The sequence below is a fragment of the Streptomyces sp. NPDC057280 genome (assembly GCF_042668605.1).
Classification (GTDB): domain Bacteria; phylum Actinomycetota; class Actinomycetes; order Streptomycetales; family Streptomycetaceae; genus Streptomyces.
This window is the reverse complement of sequence record NZ_JBHUYR010000004.1, coordinates 17,573-40,166: the sequence shown is the minus strand read 5'-3', so window position 1 is coordinate 40,166 and position 22,594 is coordinate 17,573. Positions and strand designations below refer to the sequence as shown.

Sequence of the window (22,594 nt, the reverse complement as noted above, 5' to 3'; positions counted from 1 at the left end):
CAGCACGCCAGCGCGCTCAGTGCCCCCGGAACGCCTCCTCCAGCCACCAGGCGCCGTGCTCCCTCGTCACCTTGGCGTCCACCAGCAGGGGCGCCGAGCGCGGCCCCGCCACCCAGTCGGCCACCGCCTTCAGGTCGGCGCGCTCCCGCACGGTCACCGTCTCGAAGCCGTGGCCGCGGGCGACGGCGGCGATGTCCGTCGGCGGGAAGGTGACCGTGTCCAGGGGGAAGCCGTCGGGGCCGAAGTGGTGGACCTCGGCTCCGTAGGCCTCGTCGTCGTAGACGATCACGACCATGGGCAGCCCGAGTCGTCGTACGGTGTCCAGCTCGGCCACGCCCATCAGCGCGCCGCCGTCGCCCAGCGCCGCGACGGGCAGCCGGTCCGGCCGGGCCAGGGCGGCGCCGATCGTCGTGGCGAGGCCCAGGCCGATCGACTGGAAGGCCTGGGTGAAGCAGAAGCCGTGGTGGTCGGGGACGGAGAGGTAGGCGCTCGGGTAGCCCATGAAATTGCCCGAGTCGACGCCGACGACCCGCTCCGCCGGGAGGAGGTCGTCGAGCGCCGCGCTCAGGGTGCGCGGGTCGATGCGGTCCCGGGTGCTCTCGTCGTCGTACGGCACGTCCCGCCATCGCCCGCGGGTGCGCAGGGCCCGCGCGATGTCGTCGGTGCGATACCCCTGGCGCCGTTCGCCACCTGCGGCGAGCGTCTGCCGGGCCGTGACGGCGACGTCGCCCGTGACGCCGAGGCGGACCTCGCGGTGCGCGCCGAGCGCGGACGCGTCGTCGTCGACCTGGACGACGACGGTGTCCGGGCCGATGAGCGTGCCGTGCCGCGTGGTCCACATGGTGAGCCCGCAGCCCCAGCCCACGATCAGGTCGGCGCCCTGGATCAGTTCCGTGGACAGGGGCGTCGCGAAGCCTCCCGAGATGCCGAGCGACCAGGGGTCGTCGTGGAACAGCCCGTGGGCGACGGCGGAGGTCGCGAGGAGGGCGCCGTGGTGGTCGGCGAGCGCCCGGAGGGCGTCCCGCGCCGCCGGCGACCGCGCGCCCCGGCCGGCCACGAAGACCGGGCGCCGGGACCGGGCGAGGGCGGTCACGAGGGCCGAGACCTCGGACGCCGACGGTTCGACGGCGGCCCGCGGCGGTGGCGGTACGACGGCGACGGTGGCGGCGTCGGGGACGTCCAGCGCCTGCACGTCCAGCGGGAGGTTGAGGACGACGGTGCGGCGCTCGTGCAGGGCGCGGCGGACGGCGCCGAGGGCCTCCTCCACGGCGGTGTGCGGGGACGTCACCCGTGCCGCGACCGCGCCCACCGCCCGCGCCAACGCCTCCTGGTCGACGTGGAAGTTGGAGGTCGGCAGGGTCGCCTCCGCGGCCACGACGAGCAGCGGGGTGCGGCTCTTCGCGGCCTCGGCGATGCCGGTGAGGGCGTTGGTCAGCCCGGGCCCCTGGTGCACGCTGAGGGCCGCGACCGTGCCGCTGATGCGGGCGAAGGCGTCGGCCATGGTGGCCGCTCCGCCCTCGTGCCGGGCGGCGACGAAACGGGAGCCGGCCGCGACCATCGCGTTGGTGACGTGGAAGTTGCCGGAGCCGACCACGCCGAACACCTGGTGCACACCGGCAGCGGTCAGCGCCCGGCCGACGGCCTCGGCGACCTTCACGAGCGCTCCACCAGCGCGAGGACGCGGGCCGGGGAGCCCGAGCCCTGGACGATCGGCAACGGTCCCGCGACGACCACGGCTCCGGTGGCGGGCAGCCGGCCGAGGTTCTGGAGCTGCGTCAGCCCGTACTTGTCGTTGCCCATGAGGTACGAGTGGCAGGGGAAGACCGGGTCGAAGGAGTGGGCCGCCCCCGCGTCGGTGCCCACCGTCTCGGTGCCGAGCCCGATCACCGGGGACTCCTCGGCGACCCAGCGGGCGCACTCCGGTGACAGGCCCGGCGTGTGCGGGCCGTTCTCGTCGGCGTTCAGGAACTCCCGCTGGGATGCGGCGCGGGCGTCCCAGCCGGTGCGCAGCAGCAGCCAGCCCCCGTCGGGCAGCGGACCGTTCTCGGCCTCCCACGACTTGATGTGGTCCACCTCGACCAGGAAGTCGGAGTCCTCGGCCGCCGCGGCGGAGAAGTCCAGCACGACCGCGGGCGCGATCAGCCGGCTCACCGGCACGGAGGCCACATCGGCGAGGTCCTTGCCGGTGACCCAGTGGTTGGGGGCGTCGAAGTGGGTGCCGGTGTGCTCACCCGTACGGAAGTTGTTCCAGTACCAGGCCGGCCCCCGGTCGTCGTACCGGCTGATCTCCTCCAGCTCGAACACCTGCGTCTGCCCGAACGGCTCCGGCAGCTGGATCACCGGTGTCGCGGAGGACAGCGGCGCCGTCAGATCGACGACCTCGATCGCACCACCGCGCAACCCGGCCAGCAGGGCTCGGAGAACGGACGGCTCGGACATGGCGGCCTCCTGAACTGTCGTGAGTGGCTGACGCGTTGACGACAGTCGCACCGCCGAGGCGACGCGTCCAGACACCACTCCCGAAGTTCGAAATCAGGCCAGTGACCCCGGATTGGCCTTGGTCCGGCCTGCCACGCCCCTCTAGCGTCGAGACCATGCGCATCCGAATCGTCGACGCCTTCACCGACCGTCCCTTCGCGGGCAACCCCGCCGGGGTCCTCCTCCTCGACTCCTTCCCGGACGACGCGTGGCTCCAGAACGTGGCCGTCGAGGTCAACCACGCCGAGACGGCCTTCGCGCACCGCCTGCCCGGGGGCGGGGACGCCGACTGGGCGCTGCGCTGGTTCACGCCGGCCGCCGAGGTGAACATGTGCGGCCACGCCACACTGGCGACCGCCCATGTCCTGCACACGACCGGCGCGCACGAGGGCCCGGTGCGGTTCGCCACCCGCAGCGGGGTGCTCATCGCGACGCCGGGCGAGGACGGTTCGATCACCCTGGACTTCCCGACCGCGCCGCTCACCCGGACCGAGGTGCCGGACGGGGTCGCCACGGCGCTGGGGGCGGAGCCGCTCTCCGCCTTCGACACCGGCCCGAACGTCGGCGACCTGATCCTCGAACTCGCCGACGAGAAGACGGTCCATGCCCTCGCCCCCGACCACAAGGCACTCGGTGCCTTCTCCGAGCGCGGCATCATCGCGACCGCCCGCGCCGAGGACCCGTCCCGGGGCTACGACTTCGTCTCGCGCTGCTTCTTCCCGAACGTCGGTATCGACGAGGACCCGGTCACCGGCAGCGCCCACACCGCGCTGGCCCCGTTCTGGGCCGAGCGCCTCGGCCGCACCGGGCTGACCGGCCTCCAGGCCTCCCGGCGCTCCGGCCGCGTCCGCACCGAACTGCGCGGCGACCGCACGCTCCTGACGGGCCGCGCGGTCATCACGATCGAGGGGGAACTGCTCGTCTGACGCCTCAGGCCGTGGGGAGCCAGCCCACCTTCCCGGCCAGCAGCGCGTACCCGACGAACGCGCCGATGTCGAGCAGCGAATGCGCCACCACCAGGGGGCCCACCCGGCCCCAACGGCGGTAGAGCCAGACGAACACCACCCCCATCGCCATGTTGCCGAGGAACCCGCCGATGCCCTGGTAGAGGTGGTACGACCCGCGCAGCACGGAACTGGCCACCAGCGCGGTCCCCGGCGTCCAGCCCAACTGGCCGAGCCGGCGCAGCAGATAGCCGACGACGATGACCTCTTCGAGGATCGCGTTCTGCAGCGCGGACAGCACCAGCACCGGGTACTTCCACCACACCTCGGGCAGTGCCTCCGGCACGACGGTGAGGTTGAAACCGAGGCCGCGTGCGGCCAGGTAGAAGGCGATTCCGGTGCTGCCGATCACCGCCGCGATCGCCGCGCCGCGGGCCAGGTCGAACCAGGGCCTGGTGCGGTCGAAGCCGAGGACGCGCAGGCTGCTCCCCTCGCGCAGCAGCAGGTGCGCGACGAGGGCGACGGGCACGAGCGACGAGGCGATCCCGAAGAGCTGCCAGGCGAGATCGAGCCAGGGACGGCCGGGCGCGGCGGAGGCGTTGAGGGTGGCCGCCTGGTCCTTGAGGCCGCCTGGTTTGGTGACCGATCCGACAAAGCTGATCAGGGCGGACACACCGCTCGCACCGAGGGAGAGCCCCAGAACGAGCAGGGTCTCGTCCCGGAGAATCCGTCGCGAGGACCGCTCCGGCGGAAAAGAATCAGCCACCGCACCCGCCTCTGCCTGCACACCTGACTCCAATTCAGTAATCCCGTCTCATCCCCCGCGATGCCCCGCTAGGGTCCTCGAAAGAACTTACGAAGATCGTGAGAACTTACGACGATCGTGCGAGACAGGCCGTTGGGGGACGGACACCGTACGGGGCGCACCTCCCCCTTTGCCCGACATGCGGCCGAAAACCGGCAGAAGGTCTGACAGGGAGGGGCACCACCGTCATGGGACGTCACAGCTTGCCCGATCAGTATGGGGCGGGCGGCAGCGACCCCCGCCCACGCGCCCGGCGCCGCTCGGTGGCCATCGCGACCGTACTCGTCCTCACCGTCGCCGGCGGGACGGCGGCGGCCGTCCAGAGCGGACTGCTCTCCTTCGGCGCGTCCTGCCAGGAGGACGCGGTACGGCTCAAGGTCGCGGCCTCTCCCGACGTGGTCCCGGCGCTGCGCGCGGCCGCGGAGCGGGCCCGTGACGACAGCCTCACCTCCGACGGCCGCTGCGTGGACGTCACGGTCACCGCGCAGGACTCCTCCAAGGTCGCGGACACCCTGCTGGCCGGCCGGAAGACCGATGCGCAGGTGTGGGTGCCGGACTCGCGGGTGTGGGTGGAGCGGGTCGCGGCGGACACGGGGGCGACGGAGGTGACGCCGGTCGGCAGCTTCGCGTCCTCACCGGTGGGCGTGGCGGTGGTGCCGCAGGCGGCGAAGTCGCTGGGGTGGCCGCGCAAGACGTACAGCTGGATCGAACTGGCCGGCGCCACCATGCGGGACGACGCCCTCAGGCTCGGCGCGGCCGACCCGGCGCGCAGTGCGACAGGGCTGCTGGCACTCACCCGGCTGACCACGGCAGCCGGCGCGATCGAGGGCGGGGACACCCAGGCCGCGGCCATGATGAAGACGCTGTCGCAGCGCACCTCCGACAGCGACACACAGGTCCTGGACACCCTCCCGCGCGACGCCTCCGGCACCGAGCAGGGCAACCCCAAGCGCAACCAGGCGCTGATCCTCAGCGAGCAGGCGGCGTTCGCGTACAACACCGCGGACGGGGGCGAGGGTCTCGACCTCTTCTATCCGAAGGACGGCTCACCGCGGCTCGACTTCCCCTACACACTGGTCGACCAGGCGGTGCTGACCACCGACGAGAGCCGGGCGGCCCTGCGGTTCGTGAACTATCTGCGCAAGCCGGGACAGCGGAAGCTGCTCCACAAGTACGGCTTCCGCACCTCCGACGACGAGGTGGAGGCGTCGGTCGTCACCGGGGCCGGCGGCAGCAGGCCGCAGCCGTACGCGAAGGCCGCCGTACGCCCGGCGTCCGAGACGGCGCTCCAGGAAGCCCTCGGCACCTGGACGATCACGGTGCAGAGCGCTCGCATCACCACGGTCGTGGACGCGTCCTCCTCGATGTCCGAGGAGGTCACGAGCGACGGCCAGTCCCGGATGGACGTCACCAAAGCGTCCCTCCTCCAGGCCCTCGCCACGTTCACACCGGACGACGAGATCGGCCTGTGGGACTTCTCCACCAAGCTGGACGGCGACAAGGACTACCGCGTCCTGGTGCCGACCGAACGCCTGGGCTCCGCCCAGGGCAACGGCACCCAACGCGACCGTCTCACAGCGGCGTTCAGCGGCCTGACGCCGGTCCCGAACGGCGCGACAGGGCTGTACGACACCACCCTCGCCGCCTACAGATCGGCGGTGTCCTCCTACGCCAAGGGCAAGTTCAACGCCCTGGTCGTCCTCACCGACGGCGTCAACCAGGACCCCGGCAGCATCTCCCGCGGCGCCCTGATCAACCGCCTCCGCCAGCTCACCGACCCCGACCGCCCGGTCCCCCTCATCATGATCGCCGTCGGCCCCGACGCGGACCGCACGGAGGCCACCCAAATAGCCACGGCCACGGGCGGCTCCGGCCAGGAGGTCACCGACCCGTCCCAGATCCACGAGGTGATCCTGAAGGCGATCGTGGCGGCGGGGGCGGAGGGAAGCGGGAAGGGGTGAGCAGGGGAAGCGGCACGGACTGAGCAGGGTGAGCAGGGAAGCGACACGAACTGAGCGGGTGAGCAGGAGACGCGACACGAACCGAGCGGGTGAGCAGGGAAGCGACACGAACTGAGCGGGTGAGCAGGAGAAGCGACACAAACTGAGCAGAGAACCACGGCACACCCTGAGCCACCGAAGGACACACCCCCACCACCCCGCCCACCTCCGCCGCCCGGCTACCCGTCCCCGCCCAGCCGCCCTGCCGACCCCCGCCCCTTGCCGGCCCCTCCCAGGCCCGCCCCCTCTGATCACGCCGGCCCCTCCCAGGCCCGCCCCCTCTGATCACGCCGGCCCCTCCCAGGCCCGCCGTCCCTGATCACACCGGCCCCGCTTTCCGCGCCGGTCCTCACCCCCCGCCGCAACGGCGCCCAGCCACCACGGCGCGGCCCGGCGGTGCCCAACCGGACCGGCCACGCCACCGCCATCCCAACGGGCAGGCCCTGTCACCCCAGCGGCCGCGCCACCGCCATCCCGACGACCACGCCCCGCCATCCCAACGGGCACGCCCTGTCACCCCAGGGGCCACACCCCTCCACCCCAGCGGCCGCGCCCCGTCACCCCAGCGGCACCGGCTCCGGCAACCCCACCGGCCACGTGTGCACCGGGTCCCCGACGAGCATCAGCTCGCGGTAGCGCCGGGTCAGCGCGGCGAACGCGGCGTCGCGGGCGAGGCCCTTCTCCAGGGCCCGGTGGAAGGTCGCGGACTGCCAGGTCGCGCCGTTGGCCCGGCGTCGGCAGCGTTCGTCGATGACGCCGAGGTAGAAGTCCCGGTCGGCGGGTTCCACGCCCCACGCGTCCAGTCCGGCCTCGGCCAGCGGCAGCAGCTCGTCGCGTACGAGGGTGACGGCGTCGACCTGGGCCAGCCCGCCGTAGCGGCCGCGCCGCGGCCAGTCGAAGCGGGCGTCGATCCCGTGTCGGCAGGCCGCGTCGAAGTTGGCCGCGGCCGACTCGAAGGGCAGCCGCGTCCACACCGGCCGCGACTCCTCGGCGAGGGCGCGGACGACGCCGTAGTAGAACGCGGCGTTGGCGATGACGTCGGTGACGGTGGGCCCGGCCGGGAGCACCCGGTTCTCGACGCGCAGGTGCGGGACGCCGTCGGCGATGCCGTAGACCGGGCGGTTCCAGCGGTACACGGTGCCGTTGTGCAGGACGAGCTCGGCGAGGCTGGGAACGCCGCCCTCGTCGAGCACCTTCAGCGGGTCCTCGTCGTCGCAGATCGGCAGCAGGGCGGGGTAGTAGCGCAGGTTCTCCTCGAAGAGGTCGTACGCGGAGGAGATCCACCGCTCCCCGAACCAGGTGCGCGGCCGTACCCCCTGCGCCTGGAGCTCGGGCGGACGCGTGTCGGTGGACTGCTGGAACAGCGGGGGCCGGGACTCGTGCCACAGCTCCTTGCCGAACAGGAACGGCGAGTTGGCCCCGACGGCGATCTGCGCGGCGGCGACGGCCTGCGCGGCGTTCCACACGTCCGCGAAGCGCCCCGGGGTGACCTGGAGGTGCAGTTGCACGGAGGTGCAGGCGGCCTCGGGGGCGATGGACTTCGAGGTGCAGCTCAGTCGTTCCACGCCGTCGATGTCGAGGGCGAAGTCCTCACCGCGGGCGGCCACGATCTGATCGTTCAGCAGGGTGTAGCGGTCGACGTCGGAAAGGTTGGAGGAGACGAGGTCGTCCCGGTCGAGCGTCGGCAGAATGCCGATCATCACGATCCCGGCGTCGAGCTCTCCCGCTTTTCGGTCCGCATATGCCAGCGAGGTACGTATTTCCTCGGCGAGCCGGTCGAATACGCGACCGCCCAACGGGTGTGGGGCTATGTTGACTTCCAGATTGAACATGGCGAGTTCTGTTTGGAAATCTCGGCTCGCGATCCGCTCGAGCACCTGCGCGTTCAACATTTTCGGCATCCCGTCGGGGCCGGTGAGATTCAGCTCGATCTCCAGCCCCATGAGGTTCTTCGGCCGGTCGAACCGCTTCTCCTCCAGCAGCCGCTCCAGGCCCGCCAGACACTGCCGGAGCTTGTCGCGGTAGTGCTGGCGATCGGACAGATCGAACCGACCTGCCACGACCTTCTCCCCCATCGCAGCATCCCTCCTCGGATGGGCGTGCCGTAGATCGGCCGCCGGGCGTCCCGGGTCACGTGGGATGATGCCCAGCGGATGCGATCGATAACGTCCCGCGCGGGCCCGGCGCCCGCTACTCTGGCGCAGACGACCGGGGGCACATTCACCGGGCATGCGGCACTTTGCAGTTTCGAGTGCCCTGAACAACTCGTGAAAAACGCCGACGAGAATTGGCCGTCCACTTCCGCGGCATTCACCGAGGTCATCGCCGTACGGGCGACGCGGAATCGGGATGATTCCCACGTATCGACGACCGGATGAAACCTTGCCGTTCACCTCGGAAACGGCTAGACGAAACATCGTCTGAACACGTGTCGTATAAACTCCGCGAACGAGGCAGAAGGTTGGCGCCCCCGGTCGAACGATCCTGCCGTCGAGGTGACGTAGGCAGGCCTCACCCTCATCACGCGCACTCATGACCCGGCCCCCGCCTCTCTGGCCCCGCGAGCTGACAGCGCCGTCCGCCCACGCCCTCGCGCCACCGTGCCTGTCGAATGAGAGGCGACCCACCATGCCGCTGCATGTGCCCCCGGCCCCCGCGCCCGCCCTTCGCTCCGTCCTCACTGCGCTCGGTTCGCCCACCGCGGTCCGCGAGGCCCGAACACCGTCACTGCGTACCGCCCAGGGGCCCGCGACCCCGGAACTCCCGCTGCCCCTCCATGTCCTCGACGACCTCACCGCCGCGGGCGCGGCCGCGACCCGGCTGGCCGGGTGGCGCTTCCTGATCCGGTGCGGCGACCGCGCCGTGGCCGCGGCCGAGACCCGGCTGACGCCCGACGGCTGGGCCTTCTCGCACTTCTTCGAGGGCCCGTACGTCGCCTCCACCGAGCGCGCGCTGCGCCAGGCCGAGACGATGCAACAGTCCTACCAGCCCCGCCTGTTGTCGGTGCCGGGCCTGTACATGCTGACGCTGTGGCTGCACGGCGACTGCACCGCGGACGGGGCCGGCGGCCATCCCGCCGCCACCGATCTGCTCGTCCCGCTCGCGCCCGCGCCGCCCGGTATCGCCGCCCACCGGCCGCACCGGGTCGCCGAGCTGCTTCCGGTGCTGACCCATCGGGTGACACCGAAGCCGGCACCTCTGCTGAGCCAACCGGCCTGAAGCGGCGCCCCCGACTGCGGCTCGTACGAGCGGAACACGGCTCGTACGAGCCTCTTTCGTGCCCGCACCCGTCCGGACTAGCCCCATCCGGCCATCGCGAACCACCCGAAGAGACAGTGCAGTTGGGATGAACCGTCCGCGCGGGTGACGCGTCATGAACCTGTGAGTAGCGGTGCTGCCAAATCCCTGCGGATCGAGGCCCGTGGGGCAACACTGGTTCCGACCGACTTATCACAACGGGGGCAGCGATGAACACCACGACAAAGCGAAAGATCCCACCCATGTGCCAGCACCAGCCGCCGTGCCCGACCGCCGACTCCGCCGACCGGGAATCCGCCCGCCTCGTGGCGCACCACCCGGAGCAGGGCTGGAGCCTGCTGTGCAACGGCGTCCTGCTCTTCGAGGACACCGGCGAGCTCCTGCCCGACGGCCAGATCATCGCCCCGCACCGCCCGCTGGGCACCGACAAGGTGATGACCGCCGCCTGAGCCACCCGCGGGCGGCCGGCGCACCGCCCGCAGATCCAGAGGGGCCGGCCCGCAGACACACGCTGCGAACCGGCCCCGACGCATGTCCGGTGCCGCTCACTCCCCGTAGCCCCGCATGCGGAATCCGCTGATCCTCGTACTGCCTTCCAGTCCCCTCTTCCCATCCGTGCCCGTTTTCCGGAAGACTCCTGGAAGTTTCGACACAGCCACGGAGGTGGGGAGTTGGCAGCACACGAGGTCGGCGCCGGCGGGCCGGCCGCGCCCGGGAGCCGGATCACGATCACCGAGATCGCCCGGCAGGCCGGCGTCTCCGTGCCGACCGTGTCCCGGGTCGTCAACGGCCGTTCCGACGTGTCCCCCAAGACCCGGGCACGGGTCGAGGAACTGCTCCAGCAGCACGGCTACCGCAAGCGCCCCACGTCCTCCGGGACCGGCGCGGCCCTGCTCGACCTGGTCTTCAACGACCTCGACAGCCCCTGGGCGGTGGAGATCATCCGCGGGGTCGAGGAGATCGCCCACGCGACCGGCGTCGGCACGGTCGTCTCGGCGATCCACGGCCGCTCCGGCGACGCCCGCGAGTGGATGCGCAATCTGCGGGCCCGCGCCTCCGACGGCGTCATCCTGGTCACCTCGGACCTGGAGCCGTTGCTGCACGAGGAGTTGCGCATCCTCGGCGTCCCTCTGGTGGTCGTCGACCCGGCGGGCTCCCCCGCGCTGGACGCCCCCACCATCGGCGCCGCCAACTGGTCGGGCGGGATGGCGGCCACCGAGCATCTGCTCTCCCTCGGGCACCGCAGGATCGCCCTGATCGCGGGGCCGCCCCGGCTGCTGTGCTCCCGGGCCCGGTTCGACGGCTACCGCGCGGCCCTGGAGGGCGCCGGGCTCGGCGTCGACGACTCCCTCGTCGTCCCCGGCGACTTCCACCCCGAGTCCGGCTTCGCGGGCTGCAACGCCCTGCTGGACCTGCCGGAGCCGCCGACCGCGATCTTCGCGGCCAGCGACCAGATGGCGCTCGGCGCGATCGAGGCGCTCAGGCAACGCGGACTGCGGGTGCCGCAGGACATGAGCCTGGTCGGTTTCGACGACCTTCCGGAAGTGCGCTGGTCCGCCCCGCCCCTCACCACCGTCCGGCAACCTCTCGCGGACATGGGCAAGTTGGCGGTGCGTACGGTGCTCAGGCTGGCCCGCGACGAGCAGCCGGACTCGCCCCGGGTGGAGCTGGGCACGGAACTCGTCGTCAGAGCCAGCACGGCGCCTCTGACCCGCTGAAGGCCAGAGCCGGCACCGCGCCTCTGACCCGCTGAAGCCGCCAGAGCGCCCCTGGCCCCTGAAACGGCACCGGCCCTGCGGTGGGACGCACCGCAGGGCCGGGCCGCACCCCGGCGGACTCCCCTCCTTGCCCAGCCGCCGGGTGTCCTGGGAACGCGCCGCTACTTCAGCGCGTCCCTGATCGCGAAGTACGCGGGCTTCGGCTGGAGTTGCTCGTCGTACGGCAGGGCCGCACCCTCGCCCTCGAAGAACGCCGGTATCCAGCTGTACTTGTCGGTGTAGTCCCAGATCGTGATGCCGACGCACCTGCGCACCGCCAGGCAGGCGTCGGTCAGGTCCCCGTACCACTTGGCCTGCTCGGCGAGCTTCTCCTCGGTCGCCGGCAGGATCATCCGGATGTCGACCTCGGTGAGCGCGGTGTCGAGCCCGAGCTTGGAGAACCGGCGGAGGTTGTCCTCCAGCGTGGTCGGATAGCCGTACTGGAGCGCGAGGTGGGTCTGCAGGCCGATGCCGTTCAACGGGACCTTCTTGGCCTTCAGCTCCTTGGCGAGCTGGTAGTAGGCGTCGCTCTTCGGCCCGACCGCCTCGATGTTGTAGTCGTTCAGATAGAGCTTGACCTTCGGGTCGGCCTGGTGGGCCCAGCGCAGGGCGTCGGCGATGTAGCCGGGGCCGAGCGTCTTGTAGAAGATCGTCTCGCGGTACGTGCCGTCCTCGTTGAACGCCTCGTTGACGACGTCCCAGGCGAACACCTTGCCGCGGTAGTGCCGTACCTCGGTCTGGATGTGGTTCTTCAGCACGGCCCGCAGCTCCTTGGCCGTCCATTCCCTGCTCGTCAGCCAGTCGGGCAGCTGGCTGTGCCAGACGAGGGTGTGGCCGCGCACCTTCTGGTGGTGGGCGCGGGCGAGGTTCACGATCTCGTCGCCGGCGGTCCAGTCGAAGACGCCCTGCTGGGGCTCGGTGGCGTACCACTTCATGCCGTTGCCGGGCGTGATCTGGTCGAACTCGCTGCCGAGGACGGCCTTGTAGGGCTCGTCGACGAGTTCGGGGTTGTCGGTGGCGCTGCCGAAGTAGCGGCCGTGGCGCTGGGCCAGGTCGGCGAGGGTGGCGTGCTTGCCGTGCGCCTGGGCGGGCGCCGCCATTCCGCCGGCGACCAGGACCGCGGCCAGGACGCCGACGAGTCTGAGACGGTTCTTGTGCATGGTGGTGCGACTCCTCACGTGCGGGGGTGGGGGCCGTACTGCCGCCGTCAGCCCTTGGTGGCGCCGGCGGTGAGGCCGCCGACGAGCTGGCGCTCGGCGACCGAGTAGAAGGCGAGGGCGGGAACCATCGCCAGGACGAGATAGGCGAAGACACGGGCGTAGTCGGAGGAGTACTGGCCCTGGAACTGCTGGACGCCGATGGGCAGGGTCCACCAGGTGTTGTCGGTGAACACCAGCAGCGGCAGCATGAAGTTGTTCCAGCTGGTCACGACGGCGAGCACCGAGACCGTGCCGAGCGCGGGCCGGGCCATCGGCAGCAGCACCCGCCAGAAGAACCCGAAGGGGGTGCACCCGTCGAGGGTGGCCGCCTCCTCCAGCTCGCCGGGGATCTCCCGGAAGAAGGCCCGCAGGATGATGATGGTCATCGGCAGCCCGAACGCGGCCTGCGGCAGGATCACGCCCAGCGGGTTGTCCAGCAGGTCGAGGTAGCGCAGCAGCAGGAACAGCGGCAGTGCGGCGACCGCGAAGGGGAACATCAGCCCCATCGTGAACAGCGTGAACAGCGCCTCCCGCCCCCGGAAGGCGAACCGGGCGAAGGAGAAGGCCGCGAGCGCCGACGCCGCGACCACCAGCACGGTCGTGGCGACCGCGATCAGGGTGCTGTTGCCGAGCAGCCGCCAGAAGTCTCCGGAGCCGAGGATGCCGGTGTAGTTGCCGGTCCGCCAGTGCTCGGGCAGCCCGAAGGGGTTGCTGGAGAGCTCGTCGGTCGACTTGAAGCCGGACAGGACGGCGTACACCAGGGGTACGACCATGAGCGCGCCGACGGCGATGAGGATGACGTGCAGCGGCAGCGTGCGTGTGGTCCGGCTGTTGCGGCTCACGCGCTCGGTCTTGAGGCTCACGCCCTCGCTCTTGAGGCTCATTTTCCGGCTCCCCTCATCGTGGTGGTCGCCCCTTCGAGGTCACGGCGGAGTACGAAGCGCTGGTAGGCGAGGGCGAAGACGAGGCAGATGCCGAACATGACCACGCTGATCGCGCTGGCGTAGCCGACCTGGTAGCGCTTGAAGCCGTACTGGAACATGGTCACGGCCATGGTCTCGGAGTGGTGGTCGGGACCGCCCTGCGTGATCACCCACACCAGGTCGAAGAGCTGGATGGAACCGATGACCGCGAGGAAGATGCTGATGCGGATGGTGGGCATCAGCAGCGGCAGCGTGACGCTGCGGAAGCGCTGCCAGGCGTTGGCACCGTCGATGAGCGCCGCCTCGGTCAACTCCCTGGGCACGGACTGGAGTCCGGCCAGGTAGAGCATCATGTGGAAGCCGAAGTACTTCCAGGTCATGACGATGAACAGGGTCGCCATGACCCACGACGGGTCGGCGAACCACTCGCCGCCGAGGCTGTCGAGGCCGATGCTGCCGAGGAGATGGTCGGCGAGACCGTCGTCCGGGGCGAACACCATGCTGAAGAGCACGCCGGTGATGGCCTCGGACAGGACGTACGGCGCGAAGAACAGCATCCGGTAGACGGCCCGGCCGCGCAGCCGCTGGTTGAGCAGGACCGCCATGGCGAGCGCGAAGGGCAGTTGCAGCGCGAGGGTCAGCAGCGTCAGGACGAGGCAGCGCCACAGGTCGCCCATGAACACCGGGTTGTCGAAGAGGTCGGTGAAGTTGTCGAGACCGATGTAGTCCTCGGGCATCCCGAAGCCGCCCCAGCGGAAGAAGGCGGCGTACAGGGCGAACAGCATCGGCAGCAGCACGAGCCCGATGAACAGGACCAGCGCGGGCAGCTGGAAGCCCACCGCGGTGAGCCAGTTGAGGGCGCGCCGCCGGGCCCGCCCCCGGGCCCTGACGGTGTCCGGGGGCGGAGCTTCGGAGCCTGGGCGGCTCCGCTTGTCTGCGAGGGTGGAGGTCATCGCCTGTTACTGCTCTTCCTTCGTGACCTTCGTGATCGACTGGGCGACCTGCTCGGGGGACTTGGAGCCGGCGATGAGCGCGGCCACGCTGTCGTTGACCTCCTGGCCGACGGCGGGGGCGTAGGCCTGGTCGAGGTAGAGCTGGAAGCCGGTGGCGGCGTTCAACTGGGCCTGTACGGCCTTGAGATTGGGGTCGGAGACGGCGCTCTCGGCGCCGGGGACCACCGGGAGGGTGCCGGTCTTCTTGACCAGTTCCAGGTCGGTGGCCTCGGAGGCGAAGAACTTCAGGAAGTCGACGGCCGCCTGCGGGGCGCCCCGGCGCAGGGCGTGCGCACCGCCGCCGCCGAAGACCTCGGTGATGGCGCCCTTGCCGCCGTCGACCGCCGGGAACGGGAAGAAGCCGAGGTCCTTGCCCAGGCCCTTGCCCGCGTCGGCCTCCACCTGCGGCGCCCACTGGCCCATGAGCTCCATGGCCGCCTTGCCGTTGCCGACGCTGGCCGCCTGGCCCGTCGGCGAGGAGTAGGCGGCGTTGAGGAAGCCCTTCTGGAAGGGCTGGAGCGCGACGAGCTCCTTCAGGTGCGCGCCCGCCTGGACGAACTCAGGGCCGGTGAAGTCCTTGGCGTCGTACGCCTTCTGCAATCCGCTCGCGCCCGCGGTGCGCATCGCGAGGTAGGCCCAGTAGTACATGCCGGGCCACTTCTCCTTGCCCGCGAGGGCGATGGGCGTGATGTTCTTCGCCTTCAGCTTGCTGACGGCGTCGAGGAACGCGGCCCAGGTGGTGGGGGGTTCGGTGATGCCGGCCTGCTTGAAGAGCGCCTTGTTGTACCAGAACCCGATCATGCCGATGTCGAACGGTATGCCGTAGATCTTGTCGTCGATCAGGTAGGCCTCCTTGGAGACCTTCAGCAGGTCGTCGGCCCACGGCTTGGTCTTGTCGGTGAGGTCCTCGACCAGGCCCGCGTCGACCTGCTGCTTGAGGACACCGCCGCCCCAGGTGTGGAAGATGTCGGGAAGCTTCCCGGAGGCGATCAGCGCCGTCATCTTCGACTTGTAGGCGTCGTTCTCCATCTGAACGATCTTTACCTTGACCTTGGGGTTCTGCGCCTCGAACTTCTTCGCCAGCTGCGCCCAGACCGTGTGGGCGGGTTCGGTGGTGGAGATGTTCCACCACTCGATCGTGGTCGTTCCGTCGGACGACCCACCGTCCGAATCGCCACCGCAGCCGCTCAGTGCCGTCATGCCCAGACCGGTCGCGGCGGACGCCGCCAGGAAGCCGCGGCGAGACAGTGCCGGGTCGCCCATTTTGCACTCCTTGGGTACGGGACGGCGTGTCCACTACACCGTCCTCAGGACCGAAAGTTTCGGAGTTGATCCAGAAAGCTTCGTTGTTGCCGCACCCTAGAGACAGCTCCCAAACGGTGGCAACCCCTTGTACGCGGTGAATCTGCGGCCAACTTCCACGGCACCCGCCGGGCTTGCCTCCACCACGACCGGACCGAACGTTTCCGAAGCCTTCCGGAACTACCGCGAAGGCCCGGCCGCGTAGGCGAACCAGTCGAAGACCGCGCTGCCCTCGGTGACGTACATCCCGATCACCCGGCCGGTGAATCCGCCGGCGACCTGAGTGGACAGATAGCGGCCGTCGAGGGCGGCGAGCGGCTCGCCGTCGACGGCGAAAGTGATCGCGTCGGGCCCGCCGGCCCGCAGCCCGGGCAGGTCCTCCCCGGTGGCGGTGACCAGGGGTTCCGTGCGCACCCCGATGGTGAGGGTGAGCGGCCCGGCAGCCACCGCCCGCCGCGCGACGCGACTGCGCGCCGGTCCGACCCGGGCGATCACGCTCGCCTCTCCGCCGGCGATCTCCAGGTCGTAGTGATGGGCCTCGTCGATCCGCACGGACAGCCCGGCACGCCCCTGCCCGGGCTCCAGGAGGGCGTCCACCCGGCATTCGGGGTGCTGCTGACGGCGCCCGACGAAGGTGTGTCCCGGCCGGTCGAGACTGTCCCCGGTGGCGTGCAGGGTGAGCGCCCCGGGCCGCTCGACGAGCGACCACGACCCGGCCGGCCTGCGGCGCGGGGAGATCCAGTACGGGGCGAGGCCGGCGGCGTCGAAGTCGTCCCGCTCCGGCTGCGGCGGTACGGGGTGCCAGGCGGCCGGCGCCGCATGGCTCTCCCGCACCGGCCCCACCCGCGGCCAGCCGTCGACCCACTCCACCGGCGTCAGGAAGGTCTCCCGGCCGAGGACGTGGAAGCCCGGGAAGTAACCGCGTGGACGGGTCGCCAGCAGCACCATCCACCAGGTGCCGTCGGCCGCCTCGACGAGGTCGGCGTGGCCGGTGCACTGGATCGGCAGGTCGGTGCTGCGATGGCTCAGCACGGGGTTGTCCGGGGCGCCTTCCCAGGGTCCGCGCGGCGAGCGGGCACGGGCGATCGACACACTGTGCCCCTGCGCCGTGCCGCCCTCGGCGAGCATCAGGTACCACCAGTCGCCGATGCGGTACAGATGCGGCGCCTCGGGGTGCTCCAACCCCGTCCCGGACCACACCGGAAGGGGCCCTTCCAGCACCTTTCCGGTCCCGGGGTCGATGCGCGCGAGGCGGCATCCGGCGACCGTGCACCAGCAGTTGCCGTCCTCGTCCCAGGCCAGGTCGGGGTCGATGCTGGGCACGTCGACCCATACCGGGTCGGACCACGGCCCCTCGGGCCGTTCGCTGGTGACGATGAAGTTCTCGCCGGCGCCGACGGCGGTGGTGATCATGTAGAAGCGGCCGTCGTGATGGCGCAGGGTCGGGGCGTAGATCCCCGCGGAGGCCGGGAGGTCGTCGGAGAACTCCAGCTGCTCCGGCCGGTCGATCACGTTGCCGATCTGCCGCCAGTGCACGAGGTCACGGCTGTGGAAGATCGGGACGCCGGGAAAGTACTCGAAGCTGGAGCAGACCAGGTAGTAGTCGTCACCGACCCGGCACACACTCGGGTCGGGATGGAAGCCGGCGATGACGGGGTTGTCGTACGTCCGCATATGTGTCAGCCCTTCCAGCGGGCCGATCGAAACATTCGGCCCCGTTGGCGAACATTACGGAGCGGACTGTACGAGGATGCCGGGGCGGGAACAAGAGAGCGCTTGTCCCGCGGCTGTGAGGTACCGGTGGCACGGCTGCCCTGTTCACGCCTCGAAGCGGTAACCCATGCCGGGTTCGGTGATGAGGTGACGGGGATGGGCGGGGTCCGCCTCCAGCTTGCGGCGCAGTTGCGCCATGTAGACGCGCAGGTAGTTGGTCCTGTTGCTGCGGGACACGCCCCAGACCTCCCGCAGCAGGTGCTGCTGGGTGACCAGGTGCCCCGGCCGGGCCACCAGGATCTCCAGCAGCTGCCATTCGGTCGGGGTGAGGCGGACGTCGCGACCACCGCGTACGACCCTCTTCGCCAGCAGGTCGATGGTGAACCCGGCCGTCTCCACCCGGGTCGTCCCCGCCATGGGAACCGACTCCTCGGCGCGCCGGACCGCCGCCCGCAGCCGGGCCATCAACTCGTCCATGCTGAACGGCTTGGTGACGTAGTCGTCGGCACCCGCGTCGAGGGCCGCCACCTTCTCGGCGGAGCCCTGGCGCGCGGACAGCACCAGGATCGGCACCCGGGTCCAGCCGCGCAGCGCCCTGATGACGTCGACCCCGTCCATGTCGGGCAGGCCGAGGTCGAGCATCACCACGTCCGGCCGGCGCGCGGCCGCCAGCCGGAGGGCCGTGGCACCGTCGGGCGCCGCGTCCACTCCGTACCGGCGTGCCCGCATGGTGATCACGAGTGCTCGTACCAGCTGGGGGTCGTCTTCCACGACCAGCACCCGGGTCATCGGTCAGTCGCCCTCGACCAGTCGCCTGAGCGCGATGTTGAGCTCCAGGACGTTCACCCGCGGCTCCCCGATGAAGCCGAGAGTGCGGCCCTCGGTGTGCTCGTCGACCAGCTTCTGCACCCGGGCCACGGGGAGGCCGTTCCTCTCGGCGACCCGGTGGACCTGGAGGTCGGCGTAGGCCGGGGAGATGTCCGGGTCGAGCCCTGATCCCGAGGAGGTGACCGCGTCGGCGGGGACCTGGGAGGGCTTGACCTTGTAGTCGGCGGTGGAGTTCTCCTTGACGACCTTGGCCTTGGCCTCCTTCACCCACCGGATCAGCTCGGGGCTGTCGCCGGAGCGGTTGGTGGCGCCGGACAGGATCAGCTTGTAGCGGGTGTTGACCGAGTTCTCGCCCAGGCCGTTGGCCGGACGGGGCTGGAAGTAGTCCAGGCTGTACCCCTGCTGGCCGATCAGCGAGGACCCGACGACCTTGCCGTCGGCCTTGATCTCGGAGCCGTTGGCCTGGTGGGGGAACGCGGCCTGTGCGATGCCGGTGACGGCCAGCGGATAGAGGACGCCCGTGAGCACGGTCAGCACCAGCAGCGCCCGCAGGCCCGCCCCGAGCAACCGGGCGGTGTTGGACACGGAGTTGTTCATGACGGTCGACACGCCTTTGAATAGTTACAGCCCGGGGATCAGGGAGATGAGCAGGTCGATGAGCTTGATGCCGATAAAGGGAGCGACCAGGCCCCCCAGCCCGTAGAGGGTGAGGTTCCGCCGCAGCAGCTTGTCCGCGCTCACCGGCCGGTACTGCACGCCCTTCAGGGACAGCGGCACCAGCGCGATGATGATCAGCGCGTTGAAGACGACGGCCGACAGGATCGCGGAGTCCGGCGAGGACAGGCCCATGACGTTGAGCTTGTCCAGGCCCGGGTAGACGGCCGCGAACAGCGCCGGGATGATCGCGAAGTACTTCGCGACGTCGTTGGCGATCGAGAACGTGGTCAACGCACCCCGGGTGATGAGGAGTTGCTTGCCGATCTCGACGATCTCGATGAGCTTGGTCGGGTTGGAGTCGAGGTCGACCATGTTGCCGGCCTCCTTGGCGGCCGACGTACCGGTGTTCATCGCGACGCCGACGTCCGCCTGGGCCAGCGCGGGCGCGTCGTTGGTGCCGTCACCGGTCATCGCGACGAGCTTGCCGCCGGCCTGCTCCCGCTTGATGAGCGCCATCTTGTCCTCGGGAGTGGCCTCGGCGAGGAAGTCGTCGACCCCCGCCTCCTCGGCAATCGCCTTGGCGGTCAGCGGGTTGTCGCCCGTGATCATGACGGTCTTGATGCCCATGCGCCGGAGTTCCTCGAACCTCTCGCGCATCCCGTCCTTGACGACGTCCTTGAGGTGGATGACCCCCAACACCCGGGCGCCTCGGGCGTCTTCGACGGCCACGAGCAGCGGAGTGCCGCCCGCCCCGGCGATCCGGTCGGTCACCTGCCGTGCGTCCGCGGCGACTTCACCGCCCTGCTCGGCCACCCAGGCGATCACCGAACCGGCCGCGCCCTTGCGGATCCTGCGCCCGTCGACGTCGACACCGGACATCCGGGTCTGCGCGGTGAACGCGATCCACTCGGCCCCGGCGAGCTCCCCCTGGTGCCGCTCGCGCAGTCCGTACCTCTCCTTCGCCAGTACGACGACGGAGCGGCCCTCGGGCGTCTCGTCGGCCAGCGACGACAGCTGGGCGGCGTCGGCCACCTCGGCCTCGGTCGTCCCGCGCACCGGCACGAACTCGGCGGCCTGGCGGTTGCCGAGGGTGATGGTGCCGGTCTTGTCGAGCAGCAGCGTGGAGACGTCACCGGCGGCCTCGACCGCACGGCCGGACATGGCGAGGACGTTGCGCTGGACCAGCCGGTCCATGCCGGCGATGCCGATCGCCGAGAGCAGCGCGCCGATGGTCGTCGGGATGAGGCAGACCAGCAGCGCGACCAGCACGACCATCGTCAGGTGCGTGCCCGCGTAGTCGGCGAGCGGCGGCAGCGTGGCCACGGCCAGCAGGAAGACGATCGTCAGCGAGGCGAGCAGGATGTTGAGGGCGATCTCGTTCGGCGTCTTCTGCCGGGCCGCGCCCTCGACCAGGTTGATCATCCGGTCGATGAAGGTCTCGCCCGGCTTCGTCGTGATCTTGATGACGATCCGGTCGGAGAGCACCTTCGTACCGCCGGTGACGGCCGAGCGGTCGCCGCCCGACTCCCGGATGACGGGGGCGGATTCGCCGGTGATGGCCGACTCGTCGACGGACGCCACTCCCTCGACGACGTCACCGTCGCCCGGGATGATGTCGCCGGCCTCGCAGAGGACCAGGTCACCGATCCTCAGCTCGGTACCGGCGACCACGCTCCCGTCGGCCTTGCGCGCCACGGTGTCGGTCTTGGCCTTGCGCAGCGTGTCGGCCTGCGCCTTGCCCCGGCCCTCGGCGACGGCCTCCGCCAGGTTGGCGAAGATCACCGTCAGCCAGAGCCAGGCGCTGATGGTCCAGCCGAACCAGTCGCCGGGGTCCTTGAAGGAGAACGCCGTGGTCAGCACGGACCCGATCCACACCACGAACATCACGGGAGACTTGACCATCACCCGCGGGTCGAGCTTGCGGAAGGCGTCCGGCAGCGACTTCAGCAGCTGCTTGGGGGCGAAGAGGCCCGCTGCGACACGGCCCTCGGGAACCTGGTGCCCGGTGGGCGCGTCCTGGTGGGGCGCGAGGGTGGGAGTGGACATCTCGTCGCTTTCGATACGGGTGGTCATGACGCCAGCCCCTCGGCCAGCGGCCCCAACGCGAGCGCGGGGAAGTACGTCAGACCGGTGATGATGAGGATCGCGCCCACCAACAACCCGGTGAACAGCGGCTTCTCGGTGCGCAGGGTGCCCGCGGTCTGCGGCACCGGCTTCTGCCCGGCGAGCGAGCCGGCCAGCGCCAGCACGAACACCATCGGCACGAAGCGGCCGAGGAGCATGCACAGGCCGAGCGTCGAGTTGAACCACTGGGTGTCCGCGTTCAGCCCGGCGAAGGCCGAGCCGTTGTTGTTGGAGGCGGACGTGTAGGCGTACAGGATCTCGGAGAAGCCGTGCGCCCCGCTGTTGGTCATCGAGTGGCCCGGGGTCGGCAGGGCCATCGCGGCCGCGGTGAAGACGAGCACCAGCGCGGGCGTGATGAGGATGTAGCAGGCGGCCAGCTTGATCTCGCGGGCGCCGATCTTCTTGCCGAGGTACTCGGGCGTGCGGCCGACCATCAGACCGGCGATGAACACCGCGATGACCGCCATGATGAGCATGCCGTAGAGGCCGGACCCGGTACCGCCGGGGGCGATCTCGCCCAGCATCATGCCGAGCATGGTGATGCCGCCGCCGAGGCCGGTGAAGGAGGAGTGGAAGGAGTCCACGGCACCGGTCGAGGTCAGGGTGGTCGCCGTCGCGAAGATCGACGAGCCGCCGACCCCGAAACGGACCTCCTTGCCCTCGTAGGCCCCGCCCGCGATGTCGAACGCCGGTCCGTGGTGGGCGAATTCGGTCCACATCATCAGCGCGGTGAAGCCGATCCAGATGGTGGCCATGGTCGCGAGGATCGCGTAGCCCTGCTTGACCGAGCCGACCATGATGCCGAAGGTGCGGGTCAGGGCGAACGGGATGACGAGGATCAGGAAGATCTCGAAGAGGTTGGTGAAGGGCGTCGGGTTCTCGAACGGGTGAGCGGAGTTGGCGTTGAAGTAACCGCCGCCGTTGGTGCCGAGTTCCTTGATGGCCTCCTGCGAGGCGACCGCCCCGCCGTTCCACTGCTGCGAACCGCCCGTGAACTGGCCGACCTCGTGGATGCCGGAGAAGTTCTGGAGGACACCGCAGGCGACGAGCACGATCGCGGCGACGAAGGCCCCGGGCACCAGGACGCGTACGACACCCCGCACCAAGTCGGCCCAGAAGTTGCCCAGTTCACCGGTCCGCGACCGGGCGAACCCGCGCACGAGTGCCACCGCCACAGCGATCCCGACGGCCGCGGAGACGAAGTTCTGGACGGCCAGACCGGCGGTCTGCACGACATGGCCCATGGCCTGCTCGCCGTAGTACGACTGCCAGTTGGTGTTGGTCACGAACGACACGGCGGTGTTGAACGCCTGGTCCGGGTCGATCGAGGAGAAGCCGAGCGAGCCCGGCAGCACGCCCTGTATCCGCTGCATCAGGTAGAGGAACAGGACACCGACCGCCGAGAAGGCGAGAACTCCGCGCAGGTACGCGGGCCAGCGCATCTCGGTGTCGGGGTTGGCACCGATGACCTTGTAGATCCACTTCTCGACGTGCCAGTGCTTGTCGGAGGAGTAGACCCTGGCCATGTAGGTGCCGAGGGGGACGTAGGCGAGAGCCAGCGCGCCGGTCAGGGCGAGCAGTTGGAGGACGCCTGCGAGGACGGGACCCATGTCA

At 70.4% G+C, this 22,594-nt stretch carries 18 protein-coding genes; 5 read left to right on the top strand and 13 right to left on the bottom strand.

Features of this window, described 5'->3' with window-relative positions:
* Positions 1–16: 16 nt before the first annotated feature.
* Together ACFUO4_RS23995 and ACFUO4_RS23990 are read right to left on the bottom strand one after the other, a co-directional pair.
* Positions 17–1,657 carry a thiamine pyrophosphate-binding protein gene (locus tag ACFUO4_RS23995; RefSeq protein WP_383488024.1) on the bottom strand — a complete coding sequence of 547 codons (1,641 nt, stop codon included), beginning with the start codon at positions 1,655–1,657 and terminating at the stop codon, positions 17–19.
* Positions 1,654–2,439, bottom strand: coding sequence for a cyclase family protein (locus ACFUO4_RS23990; RefSeq protein ID WP_383488021.1), 786 nt, complete (start codon positions 2,437–2,439; stop codon positions 1,654–1,656). The genes ACFUO4_RS23995 and ACFUO4_RS23990 overlap by 4 nt, the downstream gene beginning before the upstream one ends.
* Positions 2,440–2,594: 155 nt before the next feature.
* On the opposite strand from ACFUO4_RS23990, the gene ACFUO4_RS23985 reads away from it, so the two are divergent.
* Positions 2,595–3,404 (top strand): PhzF family phenazine biosynthesis protein, encoded by an 810-nt coding sequence (locus tag ACFUO4_RS23985; RefSeq protein WP_383488018.1) that lies wholly within the window; start codon positions 2,595–2,597, stop codon positions 3,402–3,404.
* Positions 3,405–3,408: 4 nt separating this feature from the next.
* Here the strand turns inward: ACFUO4_RS23985 and ACFUO4_RS23980 are convergent, their stop codons facing one another.
* A complete protein-coding gene (locus ACFUO4_RS23980) occupies positions 3,409–4,209 on the bottom strand; it encodes a CPBP family intramembrane glutamic endopeptidase (RefSeq protein ID WP_383488015.1) in 801 nt (266 codons plus the stop codon).
* A gap of 206 nt (positions 4,210–4,415) precedes the next feature.
* Between ACFUO4_RS23980 and ACFUO4_RS23975 the strand changes: the two genes are divergently transcribed.
* Complete coding sequence (locus ACFUO4_RS23975; RefSeq protein WP_079310613.1) at positions 4,416–6,188, top strand: substrate-binding and VWA domain-containing protein; 1,773 nt, start codon at positions 4,416–4,418, stop codon at positions 6,186–6,188.
* 596 nt (positions 6,189–6,784) lie between these two features.
* Here ACFUO4_RS23975 and ACFUO4_RS23970 read toward each other — a convergent pair.
* Positions 6,785–8,302, bottom strand: coding sequence for a glutamate-cysteine ligase family protein (locus ACFUO4_RS23970; RefSeq protein ID WP_079310612.1), 1,518 nt, complete (start codon positions 8,300–8,302; stop codon positions 6,785–6,787).
* 553 nt (positions 8,303–8,855) lie between these two features.
* On the opposite strand from ACFUO4_RS23970, the gene ACFUO4_RS23965 reads away from it, so the two are divergent.
* From ACFUO4_RS23965 to ACFUO4_RS23955, 3 genes are all read left to right on the top strand, one after another.
* Positions 8,856–9,446: a hypothetical protein gene (locus ACFUO4_RS23965; RefSeq protein ID WP_383488011.1), complete on the top strand. Its 591-nt coding sequence runs from the start codon at positions 8,856–8,858 to the stop codon at positions 9,444–9,446.
* A 281-nt stretch (positions 9,447–9,727) separates the two neighbouring features.
* Positions 9,728–9,934 carry a DUF5999 family protein gene (locus ACFUO4_RS23960; protein WP_079310610.1) on the top strand — a complete coding sequence of 69 codons (207 nt, stop codon included), beginning with the start codon at positions 9,728–9,730 and terminating at the stop codon, positions 9,932–9,934.
* Positions 9,935–10,156: 222 nt separating this feature from the next.
* Positions 10,157–11,203: a LacI family DNA-binding transcriptional regulator gene (locus ACFUO4_RS23955; RefSeq protein WP_383488008.1), complete on the top strand. Its 1,047-nt coding sequence runs from the start codon at positions 10,157–10,159 to the stop codon at positions 11,201–11,203.
* Between the two features lie 161 nt (positions 11,204–11,364).
* On the opposite strand, the gene ACFUO4_RS23950 is transcribed toward ACFUO4_RS23955, so the two are convergent.
* The 9 genes from ACFUO4_RS23950 to kdpA all read right to left on the bottom strand — a co-directional run bounded on the left by ACFUO4_RS23950 (position 11,365) and on the right by kdpA (position 22,590).
* Complete coding sequence (locus tag ACFUO4_RS23950; protein WP_079310608.1) at positions 11,365–12,402, bottom strand: endo-1,4-beta-xylanase; 1,038 nt, start codon at positions 12,400–12,402, stop codon at positions 11,365–11,367.
* Positions 12,403–12,449: 47 nt separating this feature from the next.
* Positions 12,450–13,214 carry a carbohydrate ABC transporter permease gene (locus ACFUO4_RS23945; protein ID WP_383489740.1) on the bottom strand — a complete coding sequence of 255 codons (765 nt, stop codon included), beginning with the start codon at positions 13,212–13,214 and terminating at the stop codon, positions 12,450–12,452.
* A 107-nt stretch (positions 13,215–13,321) separates the two neighbouring features.
* A complete protein-coding gene (locus tag ACFUO4_RS23940) occupies positions 13,322–14,317 on the bottom strand; it encodes a carbohydrate ABC transporter permease (protein ID WP_079310606.1) in 996 nt (331 codons plus the stop codon).
* A 6-nt stretch (positions 14,318–14,323) separates the two neighbouring features.
* On the bottom strand, positions 14,324–15,619 hold the full coding sequence (locus ACFUO4_RS23935; RefSeq protein WP_079310605.1) for an extracellular solute-binding protein: 1,296 nt from the start codon (positions 15,617–15,619) through the stop codon (positions 14,324–14,326).
* Positions 15,620–15,838: 219 nt separating this feature from the next.
* Positions 15,839–17,332 (bottom strand): glycoside hydrolase family 43 protein, encoded by a 1,494-nt coding sequence (locus tag ACFUO4_RS23930; RefSeq protein ID WP_383488003.1) that lies wholly within the window; start codon positions 17,330–17,332, stop codon positions 15,839–15,841.
* 144 nt (positions 17,333–17,476) lie between these two features.
* Positions 17,477–18,160 (bottom strand): response regulator, encoded by a 684-nt coding sequence (locus ACFUO4_RS23925; RefSeq protein WP_383488001.1) that lies wholly within the window; start codon positions 18,158–18,160, stop codon positions 17,477–17,479.
* Between the two features lie 3 nt (positions 18,161–18,163).
* A complete protein-coding gene (locus ACFUO4_RS23920; protein ID WP_383487998.1) occupies positions 18,164–18,796 on the bottom strand; it encodes a potassium-transporting ATPase subunit C in 633 nt (210 codons plus the stop codon).
* 24 nt (positions 18,797–18,820) lie between these two features.
* Positions 18,821–20,929: a potassium-transporting ATPase subunit KdpB gene (gene kdpB, locus ACFUO4_RS23915; RefSeq protein ID WP_383487995.1), complete on the bottom strand. Its 2,109-nt coding sequence runs from the start codon at positions 20,927–20,929 to the stop codon at positions 18,821–18,823.
* Positions 20,926–22,590, bottom strand: a complete 1,665-nt coding sequence (kdpA, locus tag ACFUO4_RS23910) for a potassium-transporting ATPase subunit KdpA (RefSeq protein ID WP_383487992.1) — start codon at positions 22,588–22,590, stop codon at positions 20,926–20,928. The genes kdpB and kdpA overlap by 4 nt, the downstream gene beginning before the upstream one ends.
* Between the last annotated feature and the right edge of the window lie 4 nt (positions 22,591–22,594).